The organism is Longivirga aurantiaca (assembly GCF_042660085.1).
Classification (GTDB): Bacteria; Actinomycetota; Actinomycetes; order S36-B12; family CAIYMF01; genus Longivirga; species Longivirga aurantiaca.
In genome coordinates this window covers 1-22,995 of the sequence record NZ_JBHSTI010000029.1, presented here as the reverse complement: position 1 = coordinate 22,995, position 22,995 = coordinate 1, and the positions used below count along the sequence as shown (strand labels likewise).

Genomic DNA, 22,995 nt, shown 5'->3' with positions numbered 1-22,995 from the left:
ACCCAGGAGTGGGCAAGATCAGCTTCACCGGCTCGACCCAGACCGGCCAGACGATCATGCGCGCCTCAGCCGGCACGATGAAGCGGCTCACCCTGGAGCTGGGCGGCAAGTCGGCGGCGGTCGTGTTCGCCGACGCCGACCTCGAGACGGCAGCCTCGGCGAGCACCGGAGCCGTCTTCGGCAACTCGGGCCAGGACTGCTGCGCACGAAGCCGGGTGCTGGTCCAGCGCGACGTCTACGACGAGTTCGTCGCCCTGTTCGTCGCCGCGACCTCGACGTTCGCGGTCGGCGACCCGCTCGACGCCACCACGGCCATGGGCCCGCTCGTCTCCGCCCCGCACCTGGAGAAGGTGCGATCCTTCCTCGACCCGGCGCTCGACATCGTCGCCCCCGTCCCCGGACCGAGCGGTCCGGGCCACTGGATGGTTCCGCACCTGGTTCTGGACCCGCCGCGCGAGCACCGCATCTTGCGCGAGGAGACTTCGGGCCGGTGGTGGCGTTGCTCCCGTTCGACGACGAGCAGGATGCGATCGCGCTGGCCAACGACACCATCTTCGGTCTGTCCGGGTCGATCTGGACCCGCGACCTGGGCCGGGCGATCCGGGTGGCCCGGGGGCTGGAGTCAGGGTTCGGCCGCGAGCTCGGGATGGCCGCCATGGACGGCTACACGGAGCTCAAGAACGCTTCATGTCCACGGCCGAGCGATGGCTGGCGCCTCGACGACCCGCCTCACCACCTCCACCGACCCGCGGCCCGGGGTGTACCCCGGCCCCGGCACGGCTCACGGGAACTGACATGCCCTACGTCATCTCCGAGGTCTGCGCCACGAGCAAGGACCGCTCGTGCGTCGACGTCTGCCCCGTCGACTGCATCTATGAGGCTGGCGACCAGCTCTACATCCACCCCACCGAGTGCATCGAGTGCGGCGCCTGCGAGCCGGAGTGCCCGGTCGAGGCCATCACCTTCGCCGACAGCGGTGCCGACCTGGATCGCGCGCGACGCCTCTTCGTCGAGGTCCTGCCCGGCCATGACTCCCCGCTCGGCTCGCCCGGTGGCGCGGCCGAGCTCGGTGCCATCACCGCCATCCCCTGACGCGAGGTAATCGCATGCCCCTTCCCATCACAGCCGCCCTCCTGCTCGACGGCAGCGACCGCCTCGTCCTCACCGAGGTCCTGCTCGACGATCCGATGGATCGTGAGGTCGTGGTCCGCACCGAGCACGTGGGGCTGTGCCACAGCGACGTGCACTACGTCGAGGGTGCGCTGGGCATCGACCGGCCGGCCGTCCTCGGGCACGAGGTCGCCGGCGTCGTCGAGGCGGCCGGGGCCCAGGTCAGCCGGGTGCGGGTGGGGCAACGCGTGGTGGCCACCGTGACCCCCTCGTGCGGACGGTGCCCGCACTGCCTGGCCGGACGTCCGACGCAGTGCGGCCGCGTGGCCGAGGTGCGCGCCCGCCCCCGCCCGCGGTTCGCCCTCCCCGACGGCACTCCGGTCCAGGCGCTGGGGGGTATGGGCGCGTTCGGCGAGGCCTTCCTGGCCTCCGAGGACGCCCTCGCCGTCGTGCCGGACGACGTTCCCTCGGCCGTCGCTTGCCTCCTCGGCTGCTGCGTTACGACGGGGGTCGGGGCGGTGGTCCACGGTGCCAAGGTCACGAGCGAGGACACGGTGGCGGTCATCGGGTGCGGCGGCGTCGGGATCGCAGCCCTCCAGGGCGCGCGGCTGGCCGGGGCCCGCCGGATCGTCGCGCTGGACAGCCAGCCGGCGAAGCTCGAGCTGGCGCGACGCTTCGGCGCGACCGACACCCTCGTCTCGCAGGGCGACCCGGCCGAGGTGGTCCGCCGGCTGCACGAGCTGGTGCCGGGAGGCGTCTCGCACGCCATCGAGGCCGTCGGCAACCCGGCCACGGCGGTGCTGGCCTTCGACCTGCTCGCGCCCGCCGGGACGGCGACGATCCTGGGCCTCATGCCCGAGGGACGCACGATCGGCATCTCCGCCGACGCCCTCGTGTACGGCGACCGGCGGATCCAGGGCGCGTACATGGGCGCCAACCGCTTCCTCAGCGACGTCGACATGTTCGTGGACCACTACCGGTCGGGCCGTCTCGACCTCGACGGCATGGTGACCGCGGTGCTGCCGTTCGAGCAGATCAACGAGGGTCTCCGACGGATGCGCGACCCCGGCACCGTCCGCGTGGTGCTCCGCTTCGGAGCAGGCGCGGCATGACGGCTCGATCCACGTACGTGCGGCAGCCGATCCCGTGGCCCTCGACCGACCCGACCCCGAGGACCGGATGACGATGGCGACCCTCCCCCCCTTGCAGCCGCCCCGACCCCAGGTCGACTTGGTGGACGGAGCCTGGCAGGAGCCCTCCGTGACCCTGGGCTCGCTCGCCGATCCGAACACCGGTGCCGTGCTGGCGCCCCAGCTCGCAACGGCCCCAGACCAGGTGGAGCGTGCCCTGTCCGCTGCGGACGCGCTGCACCGCAGCGGGGCGCTGGCCACGGTGTCGATCGATGCGCGCGCAGCCGTCCTCCAGGAAATCGCCGCCGGCCTGACGCTGCGTGCGGCCGACCTCGCCTACGAGGACGCGCTGTCCACAGGCAACGCGATTCGGGTGGCGCGATCCATGGCCGCCTACATCGGCCCGCGGGTGCTCGGCTCGCTCGAGCAGCTGCGCTCCGTGGGCGAGTCGGACGTGCTCGACGCCGACCGCGGCGTGGTGCTCCTGCGCCGTCCGCTCGGTCCCGCCCTCGTGCTCGCCCCGTGGAACGCACCGACCTTCGTCGCGGTGGCGAAGCTCTCGAGCGCCCTCGCCGCCGGCTGCCCGGTCATCCTCAAGCCGTCCGAGTGGGCGCCCGGCGGATGCCAGATCGTCGCCGACGTGATCGAGGACGTGGTGCGCCGCCACGGACTCCCACCGGCGACGTTCCAGCTGGTGCACGGGGCCGCAGCAGTGGGCTCCCAGCTGGCCGGGGACCCGCGCGTGCGCGCCATCTCCTTCACGGGTGGGGCACCTGCGGGTCGCGCGGTCGCCACCGCCGCGGCGCCGCACTTCACCGCCCTCCAGCTGGAGCTCGGCGGCCACAACCCGGCGGTCGTCCTCGACGACGCGGACATCGAGCTCACCGCGGCGGCACTCGTCGACGGCATGACCAAGCTCAACGGGCAGTGGTGCGAGGCGCCCGGGAAGGTCCTCGTGCCGCAGCACCTGCACGACCCGCTGGTCGAGGCGCTGCTCCACCGGCTCGGCTCGGTCGTCGTCGGTCACTGCCTCGACGAGGCGACGGACGTCGGGCCGCTGGCGTACGAGCTGCACCGCTCCCGGGTCGAGGAGGAGGTCGGGCGGCTGGTGGCGGCAGGCGGCACCCGCCTGGCCGCGGCCGAGATCCCGGACCTCGACGGCTGGTTCTTCGTGCCGTCGTTGATCGTCGGGCTGCCCGCCGCCGCATCGACCCGGGAGCTGTTCGGCCCGGCGATCACCGTCCACGCGGTCCCGACGACCGCCGACGCCCTCGCCGCGGCGGACGGCCCGGAGACCGGCCTGGCGGGCTTCGTCTTCGGGACGGACACCGCCGCCGCACTCGACGTGGCCGCGCGCATCCCGGCGGGAGAGGTCCGCGTCAACGGGTGCAAGCTCGCCGACCTCGCCGACGGCTCGGAGCAGAGCTTCTGGAACAACGCCGGAATCGGTGGGCACGGGCCGACCGACATGGTTCGGTTCTTCCAGGGCCGCAGGACCATCGGCCTGGACGACCCCACGCTGCCCATCTGATCGACCGCGAGCACGAGCGAGGAGATGCATGCAGCATGACGACGCGACCGGTGATCGGGATCCCTGCCGTGTTCACGACGGCGCAGTGAGGGTTCTGGCACGAGCACGCCCACCTGGTCGCCGACACCTACCTCGCGGCGGTCTGGGAGGCGGGAGTGCTGCCGATCGTCGTACCGCCGCTCGGGGGCGGCGACCCCGACGCGATGGACCAGGTGCTCGAGCGCGTCGACGGCCTCATTCTCGTCGGCGGAGCCGATCTCGACCCCCTCGAGTACGGCGAGCACCCGCACGAGCTGCTCGAGGAGACCTCGCACGTGCGGGACAGCTGCGAGATCCCGCTCGTCCGCCGCGCGATCGAGCGGGACGTGCCCCTCCTCGGCGTGTGCCGCGGCCTGCAGGTGATGAACGTGGCGGGCGGCGGGACGCTGCACCAGGACCTTGTGCACGAGGGCTTCTCCGACCACCGACCGGCACCCGGGCACCTGGACCACACGACGTTCCACGACACGCAGGTGGAGGAGGGCACCATCCTGGCGGGCATCGTTGGTGCCGACACCCTGCAGACCAACTCCCACCACCATCAGGGCGTGGCGACAGTCGCGGCAGGTGCCACCGTCGCGGCGCGGGCCACCTCGGACGGCTGCGTCGAGGCCCTCGAGTGGCCCGCCAACCGGTTCGCGCTCGGGGTCCAGTGGCACCCCGAGAAGCCACGCAAGGCCGCCTTCTTCAGTGCTCTCGTGGAGGCGGCGTCGCAGCGCCGTACCGACGCCTGATCCGCTCGACACGACCATCGGACGGATCACCCCATGTCCCAGTCCATCGCCGCCTTCGCCAACCACCCCCGTCACCCCCGGCGGGGTAACCGTGACTGACATCGGCGAACGGCCCTCCCGACCGACCTGGTCCATCAGCGGCGGCCGACCGCCGCGCAACCATCGGACCGTCCGGCTTCCCCTTGCGGAACGTTGGCGCAGCGAGCTGCTCAGGACCAGCTTCCACTCCTCTGGCTCCAAGGAGCGGCCGGCCGCTGACGGCGCGCTGTCGAGGCCGTATGCCGCACATCTTGGAGGTGTGGATGATCTCGCGCCCAGCGCGCCTGGTGGTGAGGGGTCGTGATGTCCATGGCGCGTATGTCCGCGGGCGCGGGGTACCAGTACCTGTTGCGCCACACCGCCTGCGGTGACGTGCAACGAGACCCTTCGACACCGTTGACGGCGTACTACACAGCGTCGGGCTATCCGCCCGGCTCCTGGTACGGCGCCGGGCTTACCGGCCTCGGGATCGCGTCCGGCGCAGCCGTGACCGAGGAAGGCATGGCCCGCCTCTACGGCCACGGCCAGCACCCCACTAGCGGAACGCCGCTGGGCCGCCCCTACTTGGCGTTCCGCAGCCAGGCGCAGCGCATCGCCGACTCCGTCGCGGCGCTGCCGGAGTCGATGACGGACTCCGCCCGCGCTGCGGCGGTCGAGGTGATCACCCGGTTGGAGGCCGCACGGCGGCCGCGTGTCGCGGTTGCCGGGTTCGATCTCACGTTCACTGCACCAAAGTCGGCCAGCGTGCTGTGGGCGTTGGCCGACCCGGACGTTCAAGCCCTCGTGGTCGCCGCGCATCGGGCTGCGGTCCGCGACGCGCTCGCGTTCATGGAGGACCGGGCGGTGTTCACCAGGATCGGGCACAATTCGATCGCCCAGGTCCCGACCCGCGGGATGGTCGCCGCGCTGTTCGATCATTGGGACACCCGCACTGGCGACCCGAACCTGCACACCCATGTCGTGGTGGCGAACAAGGTCCAGGGCCGCGACGGGGTGTGGCGGTCGCTGGACTCCCGGGCCCTGCACCACGCCGCGGTCGCGGTGTCCGAGCTCTACGACAACCTGCTCGCCGACCACCTCACGACCGCGCTCGACCAGCTCACCAGCCACAGGGTTGGGTCCTCGTGGGGGTGGCGGGACCGCGGACCTCGGCGCACCCCGGCGTTCGAGCTCGATGCCGTTCCCGACGACCTGCTCACCGAGTTCTCGACCCGATCGGCGGCGATCGCCACCGCGATGACCGACGCCCTGGTCGCCTTCCACGCCGAGCACGGACGCGGACCGAACCGGATCGAGACGACCCGGCTGCGCCAGCAGTTGACCACAGCGACCCGCCCGGCCAAGACGATGCGACCGCTGCCCGAGCTGATGGCATGGTGGCGCGAGCGAGCCCGCCGCCTGCTGCGCCGCGCCCCGCATCCGCTCCTCGCCCCGGCGTGGAGCAACCAGCACGCGACAGCACCGGCGTTCACCGCCGCCATGGGTCCTCGTCGCGTCGGAGTCCGTCACGACACTGACGGAGTCACCGGGGCACTTCGTCACGGACTCCGTCACGCGAACCTGACCAGCGACGACACCTCCACCGTCGGCAACCGACGCCGGCGCGGCCCGGCACGAGTCGGCGGGACGCTCCGAAGCCGCCTGCACCAACGCCCTACCCACACAGCCCGTCCGAGTGTCACCAACGACTTCGTCGAGTACCTCGCCGCGGTAGCCCTGGACGCGGTGCTGGCGCGGCGCTCGACCTGGACCCGGTGGAACCTGCTCGCCGAGGCTGCGCGGGCGACCCGCGGTCTGCGGCTGCCGGACGCGGCCGAGCGGATCGCCCTTCACGACCGCGTCGTCGCGACCGCCCTGGCCGGGTGCGTGCCGTTGACCGCGCCGGACCGGTGGACCGTGCCGGAGGGGTGGCGCCGCCCCGACGGCACCACGGTGTTCGACCGACCGGACGAGGATCGGTTCAGCCACCGGGTCATCCTGGACGCTGAGGCCCGCCTGCTGGCAGCCGCCGACGACCAGCTCGGCCCCGGCGTGGACGAGACGGTCGCCCGCACCGCAGCGGTCGCGGTCCAGCCACCCCGTCACCCCGGGGGTCGCCACGTGCGCCTCGCCAGCGACCAGGTCGACGCCGTCATCGGCATCGCCACCTCGCGGCGGGCCCTGGATGTCCTGGTCGGTCCGGCGGGGACCGGGAAGACCACCACCCTGCGCGCCCTGCGGACCGCATGGGAGAACGTGCACGGCCCCGGCACGGTGCTCGGGCTGGCACCATCGGCGGCTGCGGCGCACGAGCTCGCCGACGCCCTCGGCGTGCCGTGCGAGAACACCGCGAAGTGGCTGCACGAATCCACCGGCCCCGCCGCCCAGCAACGCGCGGCCGTGCACGCGGGCCTGCTCGAACGGCGCACCGCCGCGACCAGCGCGGGCGACGCGCGCACGGTGCGGCGGGTCGACACCGCGCTGGCCCGACTCGACGCGCAGCAGGACCGGTGGCGGCTGCGACCCGGGACGCTGCTCGTCGTCGACGAGGCGTCCCTGGCCGGCACACTGGCCCTGGACGACCTCGCCGCTCAAGCCGCTGCCGCGGGGGCCAAGCTGCTGCTCGTCGGCGACCACCACCAGCTCGGCGCAGTCGACGCAGGCGGCGCGTTCGGCCTGCTCGCCACCACCGGTGCCGCGCACCGGCTGCGGTCGCTGTGGAGGTTCACCCACCGGTGGGAGGCCCACGCCAACCGGGCCCTGCGCGAGGGGCATCCCGGTGCCCTTGCGACCTACGACCGTCACGGGCGCATCCATGAGGGAGGGCCCCTGGACGTCCTCGACGCTGCCTACTCCGCCTGGGCGAGCGACAGCCGTGGTGGCGCGTCGGCGCTGCTGCTCGCAGCCGATGGCGCGACGGTCGCCGCTCTCAACCTCCGTGCCCGCTCCGACCGGGTCGCCGCCGGTCTCGTCGACGATACGACCACCGTCCGCCTCGCCGATGGACTGCAAGCCGGCACCGGGGACCTCGTCGTGACCCGCCGCAACGACCGCCGCCTGGCCACCGCCGCGGGCGGCCATGTCCGCAACGGCACCCGCTGGACTCTCACGACCATTCACGCCGACGGCAGCGCCGACCTCGCGGCTCAGTCCGGCACCGGCCCACAAGGCAACGGCCAGGACCGTGTTCGCGTGCCCGCCGACTACGTGCGCCGCCACCTCGAGCTCGGCTACGCCACCACCATCCATCGGGCCCAAGGACTCACCGTCGACCACACCCATCTGCTGGCCACCGAGGGCATGACCCGTGAGTCGCTGTACGTCGGGCTGACCCGTGGCCGGCACTCGAACCACGTCTACGTGCCCGTCGACCCGCTCGACGACGGATGCGAGCACCTGCCTGACCCCGGACGCCACGCCCCGGACGCGCAGGAGCAGCTGCGCACGATCCTTGCCAGCACTGGCCGCGAACGGTCTGCCACCGAGCGCCTGCGCGAGCTGACGAGCGGACCGAGCCAGCGAGAGCGCGACGCCGTGCGTGCCACCCTCGCCGACACCCGACCGCCCTACCCCGCCGCCGATGCGCACGACGACCCGCCGAGCGCCCCCCGCTCCACCAACCGCTACGTGAGAGGACCACAGCGATGACCTCCAACCAGCCCTACCGTTCGGGCACGACGAACCGGCGGGTGGACCCGTTCGCCGCCTTCGCCCTTGCCTGGCCGACCCTGAGCGCCGATGAGACCGACGACGCCCTCGCCGAGCTCGAGGACTGGATCGACTGGCTGCGCGGCCGCTATCACCTCGACCACCGCCACCTGCCCGATTGCTGGGCCCTGCACGGCGAGCTCATCGAGGAGCTCTCCGCGCTCCACACCGCCTGGCAGCACTCCTACGCGCCCGACGCCGACGGCAGCGCCCCCTTGCGCTGGCACGACGCCTTCGACGCCGGTCGGCAACGACTCTTGGACTGGGTCGCTCGCACGGGCTGCCGGCCTGACAACCACCGTGAGCACCTATGAGGTGCGGCCCGCCGTATGCGGCGCTTGGTCGGGCTGATCGCGCCGGGTGAGCTCACGCCGCTGGCGAGGGCGAACCGTCCCGGCGGCTTGTCGAACCGCTTGATGTTCTGTTCGCGCCCGAGTCGTCGGACCGTCACGGAGGGCTCCAGGCAGCTGGTGACCGCGTGGATCTGGTGACGTCCCCGTCCACCCATCCAGAGCCTCCGGCCGCCATCCACACGAGCCGGTAAGCGGCTCGCGGACATGCTGCCTCAGTGGGCCTCCGCAACGATCTATCTACTGAGGAGACTACTCGTCGTGGCGTGAAACACAAACCCGGATTCCCTTGCTACGTATGAGGAATCTGGACACGTGTCGATTTGCGCCGCCGATCAGAATGGACATCCGTCCCGACTCGCCGACCCCGGGATCGCCCTGCTGGCTCGAGGTCACTCGGTAGGCTCGGGATGTTAGAGCCGATCGGCGCACTGGCTTGACCCACCGACCTTCACGACCGATTCCATCGGAGACACCCGGTATGGATCCTCGCCCGATTCGCGAGTCCCTTGCCAGTTTCGTCGCCTGGCGCAAGGAGCACCTCAAGGGGGACGAGAAGGGCGAGGCTGCGATCTACCTCGAGCGGCTATTTCAGGCTTTTGGCCACGGCGGGGTCCGCGAAGCTGGGGCGACTCTCGAGGCGCGCATCCACCGATTGGACTTCAAGGGGGTGTCGTATGCCGATCTGATGTGGAAGCCGCGCTGCCTAATCGAGATGAAGAAGTCAGGAACGGACCTCACACGCCACTACCGGCAAGCGTTTCAGTACTGGATCGAGGCGGTGCCGGATCGACCCCGCTACGTGATTCTGTGCAATTTCGATGAGCTGTGGATCTATGACTTTGATCAGCAACTCGACGCGCCAGTCGACGTCGTGAAGCTGGCGGACCTGCCTGAGCGCTATGCGGCGCTGGCGTTCATGTTGCCGATTGAGCAAGCGCCACTCTTCGGGAACGATCTTGTTGCAGTGACACGGTCGGCGGCCGCACAGGTTTCGGGAGTGTTCCGCTCTCTCTATGACCGAGGTATCGACCGAGTCGTCGCGCAGCGGTTCGTCCTTCAGTCGGTGGTGGCGATGTTCAGCGAGGACATCGGCCTGCTACCGGACAAGTACTTCACCCGTGGGCTGGACGACGCACGAACAGGGGCGGACGCCTACGACCTGCTCGGTGGACTCTTCCGGGAGATGAATGCACCGGGTCGGACCGCCGGCGGGCGGTACGCCGGCACCCCCTACTTCAACGGTGGCCTGTTCCGCAGCATCGAACCGGTAGAGCTCACGAATGGCGAGCTCGGGGAGCTACGCGGCGCTGCCCAGACCAACTGGTCTGCGGTTCGACCGGAGATCTTCGGGACGCTGTTCGAGACCTCGATGGATAAGGGCGAGCGTCACGCGTATGGCGCCCACTTCACCTCTCAAGCGGACATCGCGAAGGTGGTGCTTCCAACGATCGTCAAGCCTTGGACCGAGCTGATCTCAGCGGCGTCGACGATTGGGCAGTACGAGCAACTGCTGCTCGACATGGCGGCGTTTCGAGTCCTGGATCCCGCCTGTGGGTCAGGGAACTTCCTGTATGTGGCGTACCGAGAAATGCGTCGGCTCGAGGCCGAAGCGAAGCTGCGCATCGACGAACGGAGGAAGTCTGCCGAGATCGCGAGTCAGGCTGCGCTCTCCTACGTGACGCCGGATCACTTCCTTGGGCTGGACAACAACCGGTTTGCCGTCGAGGTCGCAAAGGTCACGATGATGCTGGCCAAGAAGCTGTCGGCCGACGAACTGGATGACGATCAGCCGGTGTTGCCACTGGACAACTTGGACGACACGATTCGATACGCGGACGCCCTGTTCGAGCCGTGGCCTAAGGCAAATGTGATCGTTGGAAACCCTCCGTACTTGGGTCGGCGCAAGATGGTCGAAGAGCTTGGTGCGCCGTACACGTCCAAGCTTGCCCAGGAGCACCCCGGTATCGGGGGAGTCTCGGATTTCGTCTGCTACTGGTTCCCCTTGGCACACGACGCTCTGCCATCGGGGGGACGAGCTGGGCTGGTCGCGACACAGGCGATCCGGGACGCGAGTTCGAGGAAGGCTTCCCTTGACTATGTTGTGGACCACGGAGGAGTGATCTTTGACGCGGTCTCCTCGCAGCCCTGGTCGGGGGACGCGGCGGTGACCGTTTCAATCGTGAACTGGGTGAAGGGCGAGCAGTACGCTCCCAAGGAGCGGGTGCTTTGGCTGGACGAGGGCGAGTTGCGGCTCCCGGTTGCAGAGATTCCGGCGTCACTCAAGCCGACGACCGATGTAGCCACTGCGCTGCCCTTGGGCAGCAACCAGCGTCCCAAGGTGTGCTTCCAGGGGCAGACCACCGGCAACGTGGCCGGCTTCCGGCTTACTCGAGCAGAGGCGCTCGCCATTGTTCGATCCGATGGACTCTCAAGATCCGTGATTCACCCCATGATCAGCGGCGATCCGATGATCCACACCCTCGGTCCGACCGACTTCGTCATTGATGTTCCGTTTACAGACGCGACTGAGGCGCGAGCGAAAGCGCCCGGGGCGTTGGCGCATCTCGCACGAACTGTGCTCCCGGGGCGGGAGGAGTCGGCCGCGAAGGAAGAGGCGCGGAACGCAGAAGTCCTCGCTGCGAATCCGCGATCGAAGACAAACAAGCACCACGCCAACTTCCTGTCCACGTGGTGGCGTCATGCCTATCGCCGTGACGACATGCTGAAGGCCATCTCCGGCCTGTCCCGGTACATCGCGCTCACCATCGTCGCAGCAGATGGCCGCAAATCCATCTATCAGTTCGTGGATTCCAGCATCCGTCCGGATGCATCCCTGCAGGTGTTCGCATTCGACGACGACTACTCGTTCGGGGTCCTGTCTTCAAGCCTGCATCGCACGTGGTTCGACGAGCGCTGCTCGCGGTTGGAAACGCGTCCGCGATACACACCAACGACTGTCTGGGACACGTTCCCATGGCCAGCCAACCCCGGCACTGAGCAGGTCGCACGGGTGGCCTCGATCGTCAGCGACCTGCTGAGCTTGCGCGAGGAGTACGTCGCACGGGGCTCAACGCTCGGGGAGCAATACGACTCACTGCGACTTCCCGGGCGTTCCGCTCTCCGTGACCTCCATGACCAACTCGACGAGGCGGTGCTAGACGCGTACGGGTTCAGCCGTGGTGACGATCTGTTGGCCCAACTCCTTGCGCTCAACCTCGCGGCGGCCTCGCAGCCAGGGGTGGCGCGCCGTCCCGGCGGGGCAGACTTCGAAGGCGCTTACACGTCCGACTTCAAGTTGATGGCACCGCCGCTTTAGCCGTGTCGAACCAGCGGGTCGAGCCTCTCGGCAGCGGTAACCGGCTAGCAGTCGGGAGTGTCCTCGGGGAACTTCTCACAAAAGAAGCGGTGGGCCTCGTCGTCGCTCTGCTTCAGGCCCTGGTGTCCATTCAGATAGGCAAGGCCCACGCCGACGAGGACTAAGGCGAGAAGTGCCACGCCGAGGAGTGCCCGGATCCGACTACGAGGGTTTCGCGTTTGGCCCGTGGGCACCTCAACCCATCGGTCGCCAACCCACTGGTGCTTGCCATCAGGACTGAGAACAGGCTAATCGGACGAATCGCTCACGTTGTCCCCCTCGGTACTTGGCGCCAGGCTGGGCGGGGGGGGTCGGGTGGCGTTACCGATTCATGCATTCCGCGTTCTTATCCCAGCCTGAACACCAGGCTGACCAGGGGCTATGTACTCTTCTCCGTACCCCAGGTCAGCGCACCAGCAACGCGATCTCCTCGCACGCCGCGAGACTCACCGCGCCACGGCTCGGGACGGGGACGTCGTGCTCGGACGCGAGCTCGCGCGCGACCTGCGGATTCGCCTTCAAGTAGGCGGTCACGACCTGGTACGACAGGCGACCCCGCTCAGCGACCGGCTCGCCCGCCTCGTGCGCCCACGCACGCACCTCGTTCGGCTCGTACGTCATCGATGTCCATCCTCGCGCCCGTGGTTGATGGCGTGGAGCATGGCACGGTTCGACGTCGGCACGCTGGCGTACATCACGACGCACTCCGCCATCCGCGGTGGGCCCCGGCAGCAATCGGAGCGCCGATCGACCAGCCGCAAGGCCAGCAAGACCGAATGGACGGGGTCAGGCGCCCAGCCGGATCGGGAAGAACGACAGCGCTGGGAGCGTCAGTCCCTGCGTCGCACGGTGATCGACCACGCGGCCTTCACCGCGGCAGCTACACGGTCGATCGCCTCGTCGAGCCCGCGGTCCACAACCTTGTCGGTCGCTTTGGCCATCCGGTAGGCGCCGACGAGTTCCACCGCGGTCGTGAGATCCCGCCGTTCCTCGGAGTATCCGGACCCGCTGACCTCGAGCCCCTCGGCACGCAGGGCGTCCGAGACGAGGGCGAGGCTTCGAGGCGTCGCGGGTTCGACGAGGACGGTCCTGTGCGGCATAGCTCAGCATGCCGGTCGGGTCGGACAGCTCCCGGGAGTGCGTCACGGCAGGGGCTTGCACCCGTGCCGGGTCAAGGCGCGATGGCGCGCAGCGGGCGCTGGGCAGCGGGGCGTCTCTCCGCCGCCGCGAATGCGACGACCTGTGCTGCAGGTCCCTGACCGTCGAGCTGCTCGCTGATGCGTGCGGCCACGTCGAGCACCCGCGCAGCGGCGGCCCTCAGCGCGGTCGGATCGTTGCCGGACCATCCCGTGAGGTAGGGGACGGAGTAGGCGCGGGTGTCGAGGCCGGCTGAGTTGGTGACGAGGTGGGCGATGGATTCGGCTTCGATCTCGGCCTGTCCTCGGCAGCGGGGCGAGGTGCGGTACTGGTCGGCGAAGCGGTTCTCGTGGTCGGCGCGGATGTGCCCGAGTTCGTGGGCGAGCGTCTTGACCGCTTGGGCGGCCTCTACGTCGTCGCGGACGCGGAGGATCCGGTTGCGGTAGTCGGTGTAACCGTTGGCGCTGTGGCAGTCGCCGCGTTCGAGGGTGAACCCGTCGTCGTGCACGAGTTGGGCGAGACGCTCCCACAGGTCGTCGGGTGCTGGTCCGGTGAGCAGGTGCGGGTCGTCGGGGAGGTCGGGGCCGTCGGTCTGGCTGAGGTCGAAGACGTGGACGACCCGGAACCCGCGCAGCACCTGCGGCGCACCTGCACCTGGCTCGACCTCCGCCGTGGTCCGGTCGACGGGCTCGGCCTGCGCTTGGTCGGGCTTGTAGAGGCAGGGGGCGAGGATCGCGATGCCCTTCTCTCCCTTGCGGACCTGGCGTCCGGCGGTGCGCCAGGCTCGGTACCCGGCGACGGCGGTGGCGTCGGGTCGCTGGACGGCGACCAGGAGGATGTTGTTGAGGCTGTACGAGGGCATGTGTGCTGCGATGCGGAGCATGTGCTGCCAGGCGTCGCTGCTGGCGAGGTCGGCGACTGCGGCGGTGAGCCGCTCGTGGATGTCTGTGAGCTGGTCGCGGCGTCGCTGACCGCGGGCGGCGGTGTCGTCGGCGCTGGTCATGCCGCGCCTGCCTGTAAGGCGCCAGCGCAGACGGGGTCGGACCATCCGCGGTACCCGCTGCGGGACATGAATCCGGTCTCGATCTGGGCGAGCGTGACGAGGTAGACCCCGCCGGTGAATCCGGTGGCGTGGTCGAGGGCGTCGTTGGTGACGACCTTGATCCGTGCGGGGTCGCAGGCGGGGTCCGCCTGCACGACGAGGGCGATGTGCCCGGCGGGGCCGCCGGTGGCCCAGTACACGAACGCGCCGAGCGGAGGGCAGCGGTCGCCGGGGCGGGCATGCCCGGTGGCGAGCATGCGGGTCCAGTGCACGGAGGCGGACTCGTAGCCGGAGTTGGCGTAGCCGTAGGCGCGGCAGGCGAGCCGGTCGCAGCGGTTGTACCAGCCGGAGCGGGCACCGACGAGGTTAAGCGCGGCGGCGACTGCGCCTGCCACGTCGGTGGGGGTGCCGGGTGGGACGACGACGGTCCCGGTGCCGGCGAGGCTGGACGCGCAGGCGCCGTCCACGTGGGCCGAAGGCGCCTCTTGCGATGGGGCACCGGTGGCGCTCCCGGCGGTGGTGGCAGTGGGTGTAGTGCTGGTCCAGGCGACGGCGTCGGCGTGGACGCGTTCGAGGTACGTCTTGGCGGAGTTGTCGATCCGCGGGTAGGTCGCGACGGCAGCCGGCCCGGAATGGTGCGCGAGGGCGAGCGTGTCCAGCCACGACAGGCGACGCGGCCCAGACAGCGGCGTGCCCTGGGGCTGGTCGAGGTCGTCGAGGAGCTGGCACAGCATCCGCCCGGCGACATGGGCGACGGTGAACGGGTCGGAGTCATCGGGCAGGCCGTCGCCGTCGAGGTCCACGTTCCAGCCGGCGCCGTGGACGGCGACCCAGTCCGGCTCGGTCACGGCGATCAGGCCGCGGCCGCGCGGGCCGGCATGGGCCGGGTCGAAGCCGGAGTCGGCGGCCATGACGGCCGCGATCCAGGGCTGCGGCAACTGGAGGCAGGCGTTCTGCACGGCCGCGATCCATACCCGCGCCGGGGCCGGGACCGGTGCGGTGTCGGCTAGGGCGGGTCCGGGGGCGGTGAGGCAGGCGAGCGCGGTGCCGGCTGCGCCGAGGACTGCGAGGACTGCGAGGACGGGCGCGGCGAGGGCGGTGGCCGCTGCGGCGGCGAGGCCGGCCTTCACCGTGCCGCTCCATCGCGCGCGGCGAGTTGACCGCTGCTCCCACGGCCGGCTGAAGCGGCGGCGGCGGCTTCGATGCGCCGCTGCCCCGCGTTGAGCGCGGCGGCGTCCGGGCGGCTGGGCCAGGGGGCGAGGTCGATGATCGCGGGCCGGGCGTGCCGGAGCAGGAGCACGGCGGCGCCGAAGGGAAGGGTCCGCAGGACCGCGGGCGGCAGGACCGGAACGGTGCGCAGGCTGGTGGTGGTGGAGCGTTCGCCGCCGTGGCCGCGTGACTGGGAGCGGGTGGTTTCGTCGATGTCGCCCAGGAGACGGGAGACGTCGTCGAGGTCGCGCATCTTGGCCAGTCCGCCCAGGACGAGCTTGACGGTGGCGGCGTCCCAGATGGTGTCGGCGGCGTGCTCGCCCCAGCGGTGCCGGGCCTGGGCGAGGGACTGCAGGACGGCGAGGGTGGTGATGCCGGACCCGCCGCCTTCGGCCATGAGGGAGGGCAGGGAGGGGAGCGGGGTGAGGTTGGCGATCTCGTCGAGGGCGAGCAGCAGCGGCGGGTCCAGGCGCGCGCCGGGCGAGCGTGCGGCCAGGGTGCGGGCGGTCTCGGTGATGTCTTCGACGAATGCGGCGACCAGGGGTGCGCTGGTGCCCGAGGACTCCGCGGACGCGAGCAGGTAGAGGGTGCCGCGGTCGGTGAGGAAGGTCTCGGGGTCGAACCGGTCGTCGGGTCCGGGGTCGAGGGCGTGCAGGACATGGGGGTCGGCGAGGGCGGCGAGGGCTTGGCGGACGCCGAGCCAGACGCTGTCGCGGGTGCGGGGGTCGGCGTGGACGATCGCGTCGAGGGCGTCGGCCCAGCCGTCTGCTGCGTCGCGGTGGCGGGTCAGGACGGTGACGGCGTCCTCGGCCAGGACGGGGTTGAGCGACCACCGGTACAGGTCCAGGGCGCGCCGGTCGTCGAGGGCGGCGGCGTGCAGCAGGCAGCGCAGTGCGGTCTCGGTCTGGCCGGTCCAGAAGTCCGCGTCGGAGACCGATCCGTGCATGCCGGTGCCCGAGGCGAGGCCGCGGGCGCGGACCAGGGCGATGCGGGGGTGCTGGCAGCCGCGGACCGGGGACCAGCGCAGCCCGTCGGGGAGGCCGGCGAGGCGCTGGGGGTCGAACACCGCGACCGGGCCGCGCGTGGCGCGGTGGTCGTGGGTGACGGCGAGGGTGTCGGGGCGGGTTGAGGTGGCGACGACGGCGCCGGGGGCGTCGAGGATCCAGGGGATGACCACGTGCAGGCCCTTGCCCATTCGGGGCGGTCCGAGGAGCAGCGCGGAGTCCTCGACCGAGCACCACAGGTCGCTGCCGTGCGCCGCGCCGAGGAGGTATCCGAGCTCGGTGGGGGGCGCGGTGGCGGGTTGGCTGGGGCGGGCGTGGCGGGCGCGGGTGCGCAGGGCGCGATCGCCGGCGACGGTGGTGAGTTCGCGACGTGAGGCGAGCCCCGGCAGGTGAGCAAGGCGGCCGCGGCTGGTAGACGGGTTATGCCGGTCGAGGAGGTGCCGCGCGAACCGTACGGCGACGAACCCCGAGGTGGCCGCGAGGGCGAGGACGGCGAGAGTGGCGGCCCAGTATGGGATCGGGCCGGGCAGCTGCTCGGGTCGCGGCCATGCACCGGCTGGTTCAACGGGCCGCCCTACGGCGGCGAGCGCTGGCAGGATCCCGCCGTCGGGGGCTGGTCGTCCGGTGAGCAGGCAGGCGGCGGTAGCGCCCGCGTACAGGAGCGCCCCGGCGGCGAGGGTGAGGCCGACGGCGAGCAGGCCGAGGTCGGTGGTGTCCCACCCGCCCACACGCGCCCCCGCACCCGTTCCCCCGACGCGGGGGCGAGTCATCGGGGCACCACGGCGAGGTGTCGACCGGCCGTGCCCGCGCGCTGCCGCCGCATGACGGGCAGCGGGATGGGGACGTGGTGGTCGGCGTCGCTGCCGGGCGGACCGGGGTGAAGGGGTGCGGCGGCGCGGCGCAGGGCGCGGGTGTGCAGGAGAGTGGTGTCGAGGAGGTCGCGCAGGTCCAGGCCGAGATTGCCAGCATCGGCGCGGAGCGCTGTGGCGGTACGGTGCGCGGCCAGGCGTAGCTGGTCGGCGGCGACCGCGGTGGCGGCGTGTGCGGGGTCGAGGACGGTGGCGTGCTCGACCATGGCGGTGAGGTCGCGGGGGTTCGGCCCGGGTCCGGCGGTGGGTGCGGTGCGGGCGATGCGCCATGCCACGGTGACGGGGTCGATCGGCGCGCCGGTGTCGTACAGGTCCACCAGCGCCGCATAGACCGGGCGCCACGTGTCGCTGGTGAGGGCATCGGGTCGCAGCCAGCCGGTGACCGCGGCGAGGTAGTCGGGGTGCGTGACCAAGGATGCGGTCAGGTCGCCCTCGCGGTCGGCGACGGCGTCGGGGTCGGGTAGGGGATGCCGGGACAGGAGCCGGTCCGCGCCGACCAGGGACGGCAGCAGCCCGACCGGTGACGGAGGCGACACGGGCGCGGGGACGGCGGTGCCGGTGGTGGCGCGGGTGGCGATTGCCCACCCCTTAAGGGCCAACTCGGCGACAGCGTCGATCTGCTCGGTGACCGTCTCCACCACCCGAGGGCTGCGGTCCAAGGCTGCGGCGAGGGCTGCGGCCTGCAGCAGGACGCCGTGGCAGGCGACCTGGCGGCGCAGCGACGCCTCCAGCACGACCGCGGCGTACTCGGCGGGGCGGGGGCGGGTCGGGACTGCGGCGAGCAGGTCCAGGATGCGCGGTGCGTCGGCGATCCGGTAGCCGTGCCGGTCGATCATCGCCTGCGCGACCACGTCCGGGGAGGGTCGCTGGTGGGCGGCGTCGAGCTCGCGGATAGTGGCGTAGAGGGTGTGGTGCCAGGGGTCGGCGAAGTCCTCCGCGCGCAGCCATCCGCTCATGGCGACGACCGCGTCCGGGGCCAGCAGAAGCGCGCCGAGGGTGGCCTGCTCCGCCAGCCGCACGGCGGCCGGGACTCCGACGCCGGTCTCGCGCGTGTCCTCGGACATGACAGCGGTGCTGCGCATCGGATCGGGCGTCATCGCGCGCCTCCCGTCGCCGTGCCCCGTGCCGCGTGGTTCGTGGCCGTGCCCGTCATCGCGGCGTCGGTGTCCACCAAGGTCAGTTCGTCGACGTGGAGACGGTGATGGACCAGGTGGGATCGGGCGGGCAGCTTCCACATCCCCGTGCCGCGCGGCAGCACCGCGATCACCTCGCGCTCCGCTCCGGTCAGCCCCAGGGCGCGGGCGGTAGCAGCGAGCTGGTCGGCTTCCTGCCGGTAGATGACGCGGGTCGAGCAGTCGGCGAGCAATCCGTCGGCGATCGCGCGCCCGGCGGTACCGGTGGCGGCGACGGCGTCGAGGTCGGACAGGCGGTGCAGGATCAGCAGGTTGGCGATTCCGTAGGCGCGCGACAGCTTCCATTGCGCCTGCATCCGTCCCAGCAGCGCGGGGCTGCGGAGCAGCCGCCATGCCTCGTCGTACACCACCCACCGCGGGCCGGGCTGGTCGCCAGAAGTGGTGAGGGACTGCTCCAGCCACGCCGACGCACACGTCATCGCGATGGCCAGGGCGATGTCGTCGGACCCGAGCGCCGATAGATCCAGAACCACCATCGGCGCGGACGGGTCGAGACGGTGGGTGGACGGGCCGTCGAACATGCCGGCGAGGTCGCCACGGGTCAGGCGGCGCAGTGCATGCACGAGGTCGGCACCGTCGCGGGTCCGGGCGGCGACGTTGGTGCGGTCCGCGGCCGCTGCAGCAAGGTCCGGGTCGGCCAGGGCGTCGACGAGCCGCGGCAGCGTCGGGGCGGCGTCCGCACGGACGGCGTTGAGTGCGGCGTGTAGGGCGGTGTGCTCGGCCGGGGCGAGGTCCCGGCCCAGGAGGGTCGCAGCGACCGCCGCGAGGACCGTCGCGCTCGAGTTCCTGGAACCTCGCGACGCGGGCGGTGCGTCGAGAGGGTTGAGGCGGGTCGCCAGGCCCGGGCCGATCCGGATGACGGTGCCGCCGACGGCGTCTGCCAGAGGCGCCCACTCCCCCTTGGGGTCGCCGGGGACGTAGACGCGCCGCCCGGCGGCGAGCGAGCGCAGCGCGAGTGACTTGGCGAGCGCGGACTTGCCCTGACCGATGACCCCGGCCAGGAGCATGTTCGGGTTGGTCAGCTCCCCTGCCGCGTAGAGGGCCCAGGGGTCGAACGCGAACGCCTCCCCGGTGAGCGCGTCCGGCCCGATGTAGACCCCGGCCTGGGGCGGGGCCGGGGCCAGGAACGGGTACGCGCCGGCCAGGACGGCGCTGCTGGCCCGGTGGGCCGGGACCCGCAGCGGCCACACCCCGACCCTGCGCCCCGACACCGGGGTGCCGGAGGTGCGGTGCGCGCCGGCGTTCACAGGATCCCCCGCGCGAGCGGGAGCGCGGCAGCGGTGTGCGCCGCGGCCTGCTGCCCGACCAGAGGGCGCAGCTCGCACATCGCCCGCGCCGCCGCGGCCTCAGTCGCACGGCACGCCTCGACCAGGGCCGCCTCGTCGGCGGCGGTGACGGTGACCAGGCCGGTGAACCGCAGGTCGCCGTGGCCGGCGACCAAGTCGCGCTCGCGGGTGGCGACATCGTCGGCCTCCGCGCGGGCGGCCTCGTCCTCGATACGGCCGGTACGGGCGCGGTGCGCGGAGTCGGAGACGAGGTCGACCCGCGCGCGACGGATGTCCCGCGCCGCGACGCGCAACGGCTGCGGCTCCGCGATCAGCGTGACGGTCCGGTGCGCGCCGGGTGCCAGCAGCAGCGGCTGCAGAAACTCGATCCCGACCTCGGCGCGCGGCCATTCCGAAATCCAGTACGAGGCGTGCACTGCGGTGTCGGTGCGCAGAATCGCCCACGACTCCGCAACCGCCATCGGCCCCCACACCCCGGCCCGGTCCGCCTGCCGCTCAGCGACCATATGACCAGAGGAGATCAGTGCCACGGGGTCGTAGGCACGGCGCATCAGCTCGCACAGCCGGCGAGGACCGATCCAGCCCTCGACCTTGAGGCCGCCGGCGGCGACCGTGTCCGCGAACGTGCCCAGCAGCGGCTGGACGTCGTCGTGCGCTCCGCCGCGGCGGAACGCAACCGCGAGCACGGTGGTGATCCGTGTCGTCGACGTGTCGGCGTCGGCGAGCAGGTCGGCCACCAGTCGCGCCGGCAACGGCGCGTCCGCACCGGTGGCATGGTCGGACCACCAGCGGCGCACATCGCACTCGCCCGCCGGGGCGGTGGCGTGCAGGACCTGCACGCGGACGATCTCCCGGGACTGAGTGAGCCCCGTCAGCACCCGCCCCCAGGCCGCCGTCGTGGACCCGGCGTCGTCTGCGAGCAGGACGCCCCGCCCGCGGACCGCGAGGACAGCGGTCACCGTCCCCGTCGTGCGGTCGCTCACCAGCGCCGCGCCGCTCGAGCCGGTCGTGACGGGAAGCGGCGTGCGGATCCCCGGCAGCTCCAGCAGGAGCCCACCCGTCGCTGCGCGGGGATCGCGAAGCCGGTGGAGCTGGCGGGTCGCACCGATGGCCCGCCGCAGCCACCAGTCACCGACGATCGGGATCCACCCCATCACGCTGCGGCCCCGGACCGATGCCGTGCCCGCCGCGAGCAGCGGGCCCCACAGGAGAGCAGCGGCAAGGAGCCCGGGCAGGCCCGCGGCGTACTCGGTGGTCACCGCGATCGCCGCCGCTGCGCCCACGGCGGCGAGCTGTGGCCCGGACAGGCCGAGCAGCAGACCGCGGCGCTCCAGGCGGCCGAACCGCACCGTCGCGGCGGGCGCGCTCACGACCCCTCACCTACTCCCGCAGCGCTGGCGGCGGGGCGGCGGGGAGAGACCGGGCCGCTCGAGGGCGACGTCGCCCCCGCGGCGGCACCCGTCGCGGCGCGGGTGCCGGCCCCTGCTGCTGCCCCACCGGGGCCGAGGACCATCCCGGTGGCGACGGACTGGGCCGCGAACCTGGCCTGGTTCCCCGTCGCCCGTGCGGCGCGCGGGATCGGCCCGGCCGCGACAGCCCCGTGCATGACCGAGGCTGCTTCCATCCCGGTCCAGTGCACGAACCGCCACGTCAGCCACGGCGCGAGCACCGCGATCGACAGCAGGAGCAGCCCGGCGAGCAGGTCCGACAGCGACCCCGTCGTCTCCGACGCAGGAGCGCTGCCCGTGCCAGCGTTGGGGCCGGTGCCGGAGAACGCGCTCGCCCCGACCACGAAGACTACGACGATGACGACCTTGGACAGCACCAGCGCCGCCACGATCTCGATCCAACGCCGCGCCCACACCCGGGTCTGGTCCCACGCAAGCCCCGCGAACGCGACCGGCGCGAACACGATGACCAGGATCAGCGCCGCCTTACGGAACAGCAGCACCCCCCACAGCAGCAGGAACCCCACGATCAGCGCGCCGCCGAGGACCAGTTGCAGCACCGGGCCCGAGGACGGCCCGGCCAGCCACGTCAGGTCGACGAACCGTGCTGCCGCGTCGCGCACGGTCAGCCCGGACGCCGCCGCGATCGCCTGGCACACCTGATCGGTGGCCAGCAGCGCGGAGTGCGTCACCAACACCGCGAACCCCGCCCCCAGCACTGCCTTCCCGACCCCGATGACCGCGCGGGCGAGGCCGCCGGGCTCACGGCGCAGCACGGAGGTCAGCACCTGAAGCACGAACAGGCCCACCACCGCCGGCAGGGTCACCGCAGCCAGGACGGCGACGTTCGCCCGCAGCCACGACGCGGAGGTGTCGACCGCGGTCGTGGCGTCCAGCACCGTGAGCGCCGCGGTGGACACCTGCTCCGCGGCGGTCGCGAACGCCGCCCCGAGCCCGCCCAGGATCGACTCCGACACCGCCGACCCCGCCGCGTTCACGACGCCTGTCGCGGCCGTGCACACCGGGTCCAGCGGACCCGCGCACAAGTCCGGGAGCGCGGTCATCAGCCGATCCCCGCGCCCAAGCCGGAGAAGAACGCCACGATCGCGTTCGCGCCACCGATCAGTAGCGCCCCGCCCGCCGAGACCAACACGCCGGTCTTGCCGTTGCTGGTGTGGGAGTAGTTGCCGCCGTGGTGCCCGAGCGCCCAGACGATGACGGAGACCACCAGTCCTGCGACGCACGCCACCAGGCCCCATGTCAGCAGGGCGCCCACGATCTGCTTGAGCACCGACAGGCCCGGCAGGCCTCCGTTGTTCGGGCTGATCCCGGGATCGGCTGCCAGGACGACAACGCGTGAGACGAACATCGGAGGCTCCCTGTGTCGGCATCCGACCGGGGCGACTACCCGGTCCGACACAAGGTGCGCGGATTCAGCGCCCGACAGGCGACAGAGCGCCTGGACGAGAGAACTACGGCTGGCCAGCGGCAAGCGGCAGGTCATAAGTCGATCTCGGCCGGCTTGGCTGATGCGCCCCGAGCCGGGGGGCTCAGCGGCGTCGAACCGGCGGGACTTCCAGGTTGGGAATCGCGCGCTTCATGAACTTGTCGAAGTGCGGCACGGTGAAGGCGGCGTACCCGTGCTCGGGCGTGTAGAGCAGGCCCATCGCGATGAGCTCAGCGCGTGTCGGTGCCACCTGCGGCGACGTGCGGTCCAGCAGGGCTGCAACGTCGGCCGCCTTCTGCGGTGCTGCGCCGAGCTCGGCCATGGCGCGCAGGTAGACCCGCTGCATCTCCGTCGCGCGGTCCAGTCGGACGCGGAAGAACGA

16 protein-coding genes and 3 pseudogenes are annotated in these 22,995 nt (G+C 71.7%); 8 read left to right on the top strand and 11 right to left on the bottom strand.

What is annotated here, in order from left to right; translation table 11 throughout:
* Positions 1–56: 56 nt before the first annotated feature.
* From ACFQGU_RS16315 to ACFQGU_RS16280, 8 genes and pseudogenes are all read left to right on the top strand, one after another.
* Positions 57–568, top strand: a pseudogene (locus ACFQGU_RS16315) (aldehyde dehydrogenase family protein); the annotation flags it as partial.
* A 227-nt stretch (positions 569–795) separates the two neighbouring features.
* Complete coding sequence (locus ACFQGU_RS16310; protein ID WP_386768735.1) at positions 796–1,092, top strand: indolepyruvate ferredoxin oxidoreductase subunit alpha; 297 nt, start codon at positions 796–798, stop codon at positions 1,090–1,092.
* Positions 1,093–1,106: 14 nt separating this feature from the next.
* Complete coding sequence (locus tag ACFQGU_RS16305) at positions 1,107–2,222, top strand: zinc-binding dehydrogenase (RefSeq protein WP_386768733.1); 1,116 nt, start codon at positions 1,107–1,109, stop codon at positions 2,220–2,222.
* A 148-nt stretch (positions 2,223–2,370) separates the two neighbouring features.
* Positions 2,371–3,771, top strand: coding sequence for an aldehyde dehydrogenase family protein (locus ACFQGU_RS16300; protein ID WP_386768731.1), 1,401 nt, complete (start codon positions 2,371–2,373; stop codon positions 3,769–3,771).
* 107 nt (positions 3,772–3,878) lie between these two features.
* A pseudogene (locus ACFQGU_RS16295) lies at positions 3,879–4,544 on the top strand (gamma-glutamyl-gamma-aminobutyrate hydrolase family protein); the annotation flags it as partial.
* Positions 4,545–4,886: 342 nt separating this feature from the next.
* The gene (gene mobF, locus ACFQGU_RS16290; protein ID WP_386768729.1) at positions 4,887–8,210 is read left to right on the top strand and encodes a MobF family relaxase; all 3,324 of its coding nucleotides are present in this window, start codon (positions 4,887–4,889) and stop codon (positions 8,208–8,210) included.
* On the top strand, positions 8,207–8,584 hold the full coding sequence (locus tag ACFQGU_RS16285; protein WP_386768727.1) for a hypothetical protein: 378 nt from the start codon (positions 8,207–8,209) through the stop codon (positions 8,582–8,584). The genes mobF and ACFQGU_RS16285 overlap by 4 nt, the downstream gene beginning before the upstream one ends.
* Before the next feature lie 517 nt (positions 8,585–9,101).
* Positions 9,102–11,939 (top strand): class I SAM-dependent DNA methyltransferase, encoded by a 2,838-nt coding sequence (locus ACFQGU_RS16280; RefSeq protein ID WP_386768725.1) that lies wholly within the window; start codon positions 9,102–9,104, stop codon positions 11,937–11,939.
* Between the two features lie 444 nt (positions 11,940–12,383).
* Here the strand turns inward: ACFQGU_RS16280 and ACFQGU_RS16275 are convergent, their stop codons facing one another.
* From ACFQGU_RS16275 to ACFQGU_RS16225, 11 genes and pseudogenes are all read right to left on the bottom strand, one after another.
* On the bottom strand, positions 12,384–12,599 hold the full coding sequence (locus ACFQGU_RS16275) for an Lsr2 family DNA-binding protein (protein ID WP_449280330.1): 216 nt from the start codon (positions 12,597–12,599) through the stop codon (positions 12,384–12,386).
* A gap of 209 nt (positions 12,600–12,808) precedes the next feature.
* Positions 12,809–13,078, bottom strand: a complete 270-nt coding sequence (locus tag ACFQGU_RS16270; RefSeq protein WP_386768721.1) for a hypothetical protein — start codon at positions 13,076–13,078, stop codon at positions 12,809–12,811.
* A gap of 71 nt (positions 13,079–13,149) precedes the next feature.
* Positions 13,150–14,118, bottom strand: a complete 969-nt coding sequence (locus ACFQGU_RS16265; RefSeq protein ID WP_386768719.1) for an ArdC-like ssDNA-binding domain-containing protein — start codon at positions 14,116–14,118, stop codon at positions 13,150–13,152.
* Positions 14,115–15,287, bottom strand: coding sequence for a hypothetical protein (locus ACFQGU_RS16260; protein ID WP_386768717.1), 1,173 nt, complete (start codon positions 15,285–15,287; stop codon positions 14,115–14,117). The genes ACFQGU_RS16265 and ACFQGU_RS16260 overlap by 4 nt, the downstream gene beginning before the upstream one ends.
* Positions 15,284–17,140, bottom strand: a complete 1,857-nt coding sequence (locus ACFQGU_RS16255; RefSeq protein ID WP_386768715.1) for a type IV secretory system conjugative DNA transfer family protein — start codon at positions 17,138–17,140, stop codon at positions 15,284–15,286. The genes ACFQGU_RS16260 and ACFQGU_RS16255 overlap by 4 nt, the downstream gene beginning before the upstream one ends.
* The gene (locus ACFQGU_RS16250; protein WP_386768713.1) at positions 17,137–18,336 is read right to left on the bottom strand and encodes a DnaB-like helicase N-terminal domain-containing protein; all 1,200 of its coding nucleotides are present in this window, start codon (positions 18,334–18,336) and stop codon (positions 17,137–17,139) included. Before ACFQGU_RS16250 ends, ACFQGU_RS16255 begins: the two co-directional genes overlap by 4 nt.
* Positions 18,333–19,679, bottom strand: a complete 1,347-nt coding sequence (locus ACFQGU_RS16245) for a VirB4 family type IV secretion system protein (protein WP_386768711.1) — start codon at positions 19,677–19,679, stop codon at positions 18,333–18,335. The genes ACFQGU_RS16250 and ACFQGU_RS16245 overlap by 4 nt, the downstream gene beginning before the upstream one ends.
* Positions 19,676–21,088 carry an SCO6880 family protein gene (locus ACFQGU_RS16240; RefSeq protein WP_386768710.1) on the bottom strand — a complete coding sequence of 471 codons (1,413 nt, stop codon included), beginning with the start codon at positions 21,086–21,088 and terminating at the stop codon, positions 19,676–19,678. The genes ACFQGU_RS16245 and ACFQGU_RS16240 overlap by 4 nt, the downstream gene beginning before the upstream one ends.
* A complete protein-coding gene (locus tag ACFQGU_RS16235) occupies positions 21,085–22,230 on the bottom strand; it encodes a type IV secretion system protein (RefSeq protein WP_386768708.1) in 1,146 nt (381 codons plus the stop codon). Before ACFQGU_RS16235 ends, ACFQGU_RS16240 begins: the two co-directional genes overlap by 4 nt.
* Positions 22,230–22,535: a DUF6112 family protein gene (locus tag ACFQGU_RS16230; RefSeq protein WP_386768706.1), complete on the bottom strand. Its 306-nt coding sequence runs from the start codon at positions 22,533–22,535 to the stop codon at positions 22,230–22,232. The genes ACFQGU_RS16235 and ACFQGU_RS16230 overlap by 1 nt, the downstream gene beginning before the upstream one ends.
* A gap of 181 nt (positions 22,536–22,716) precedes the next feature.
* Positions 22,717–22,995: pseudogene (locus tag ACFQGU_RS16225) on the bottom strand (ATP-binding protein); the annotation flags it as partial.

Coding starts and splice junctions, on each gene's coding strand:
- ACFQGU_RS16310 (WP_386768735.1), top strand. CDS start 796: ATGCCCTACGTCATCTCCGAGGTCTGCGCCACGAGCAAGGACCGCTCG.
- ACFQGU_RS16305 (WP_386768733.1), top strand. CDS start 1,107: ATGCCCCTTCCCATCACAGCCGCCCTCCTGCTCGACGGCAGCGACCGC.
- mobF (WP_386768729.1), top strand. CDS start 4,887: ATGTCCATGGCGCGTATGTCCGCGGGCGCGGGGTACCAGTACCTGTTG.
- ACFQGU_RS16285 (WP_386768727.1), top strand. CDS start 8,207: ATGACCTCCAACCAGCCCTACCGTTCGGGCACGACGAACCGGCGGGTG.
- ACFQGU_RS16280 (WP_386768725.1), top strand. CDS start 9,102: ATGGATCCTCGCCCGATTCGCGAGTCCCTTGCCAGTTTCGTCGCCTGG.
- ACFQGU_RS16275 (WP_449280330.1), bottom strand. CDS start 12,599: ATGACGTACGAGCCGAACGAGGTGCGTGCGTGGGCGCACGAGGCGGGC.
- ACFQGU_RS16270 (WP_386768721.1), bottom strand. CDS start 13,078: ATGCCGCACAGGACCGTCCTCGTCGAACCCGCGACGCCTCGAAGCCTC.
- ACFQGU_RS16265 (WP_386768719.1), bottom strand. CDS start 14,118: ATGACCAGCGCCGACGACACCGCCGCCCGCGGTCAGCGACGCCGCGAC.
- ACFQGU_RS16255 (WP_386768715.1), bottom strand. CDS start 17,140: ATGACTCGCCCCCGCGTCGGGGGAACGGGTGCGGGGGCGCGTGTGGGC.
- ACFQGU_RS16250 (WP_386768713.1), bottom strand. CDS start 18,336: ATGACGCCCGATCCGATGCGCAGCACCGCTGTCATGTCCGAGGACACG.
- ACFQGU_RS16235 (WP_386768708.1), bottom strand. CDS start 22,230: ATGACCGCGCTCCCGGACTTGTGCGCGGGTCCGCTGGACCCGGTGTGC.
- ACFQGU_RS16230 (WP_386768706.1), bottom strand. CDS start 22,535: ATGTTCGTCTCACGCGTTGTCGTCCTGGCAGCCGATCCCGGGATCAGC.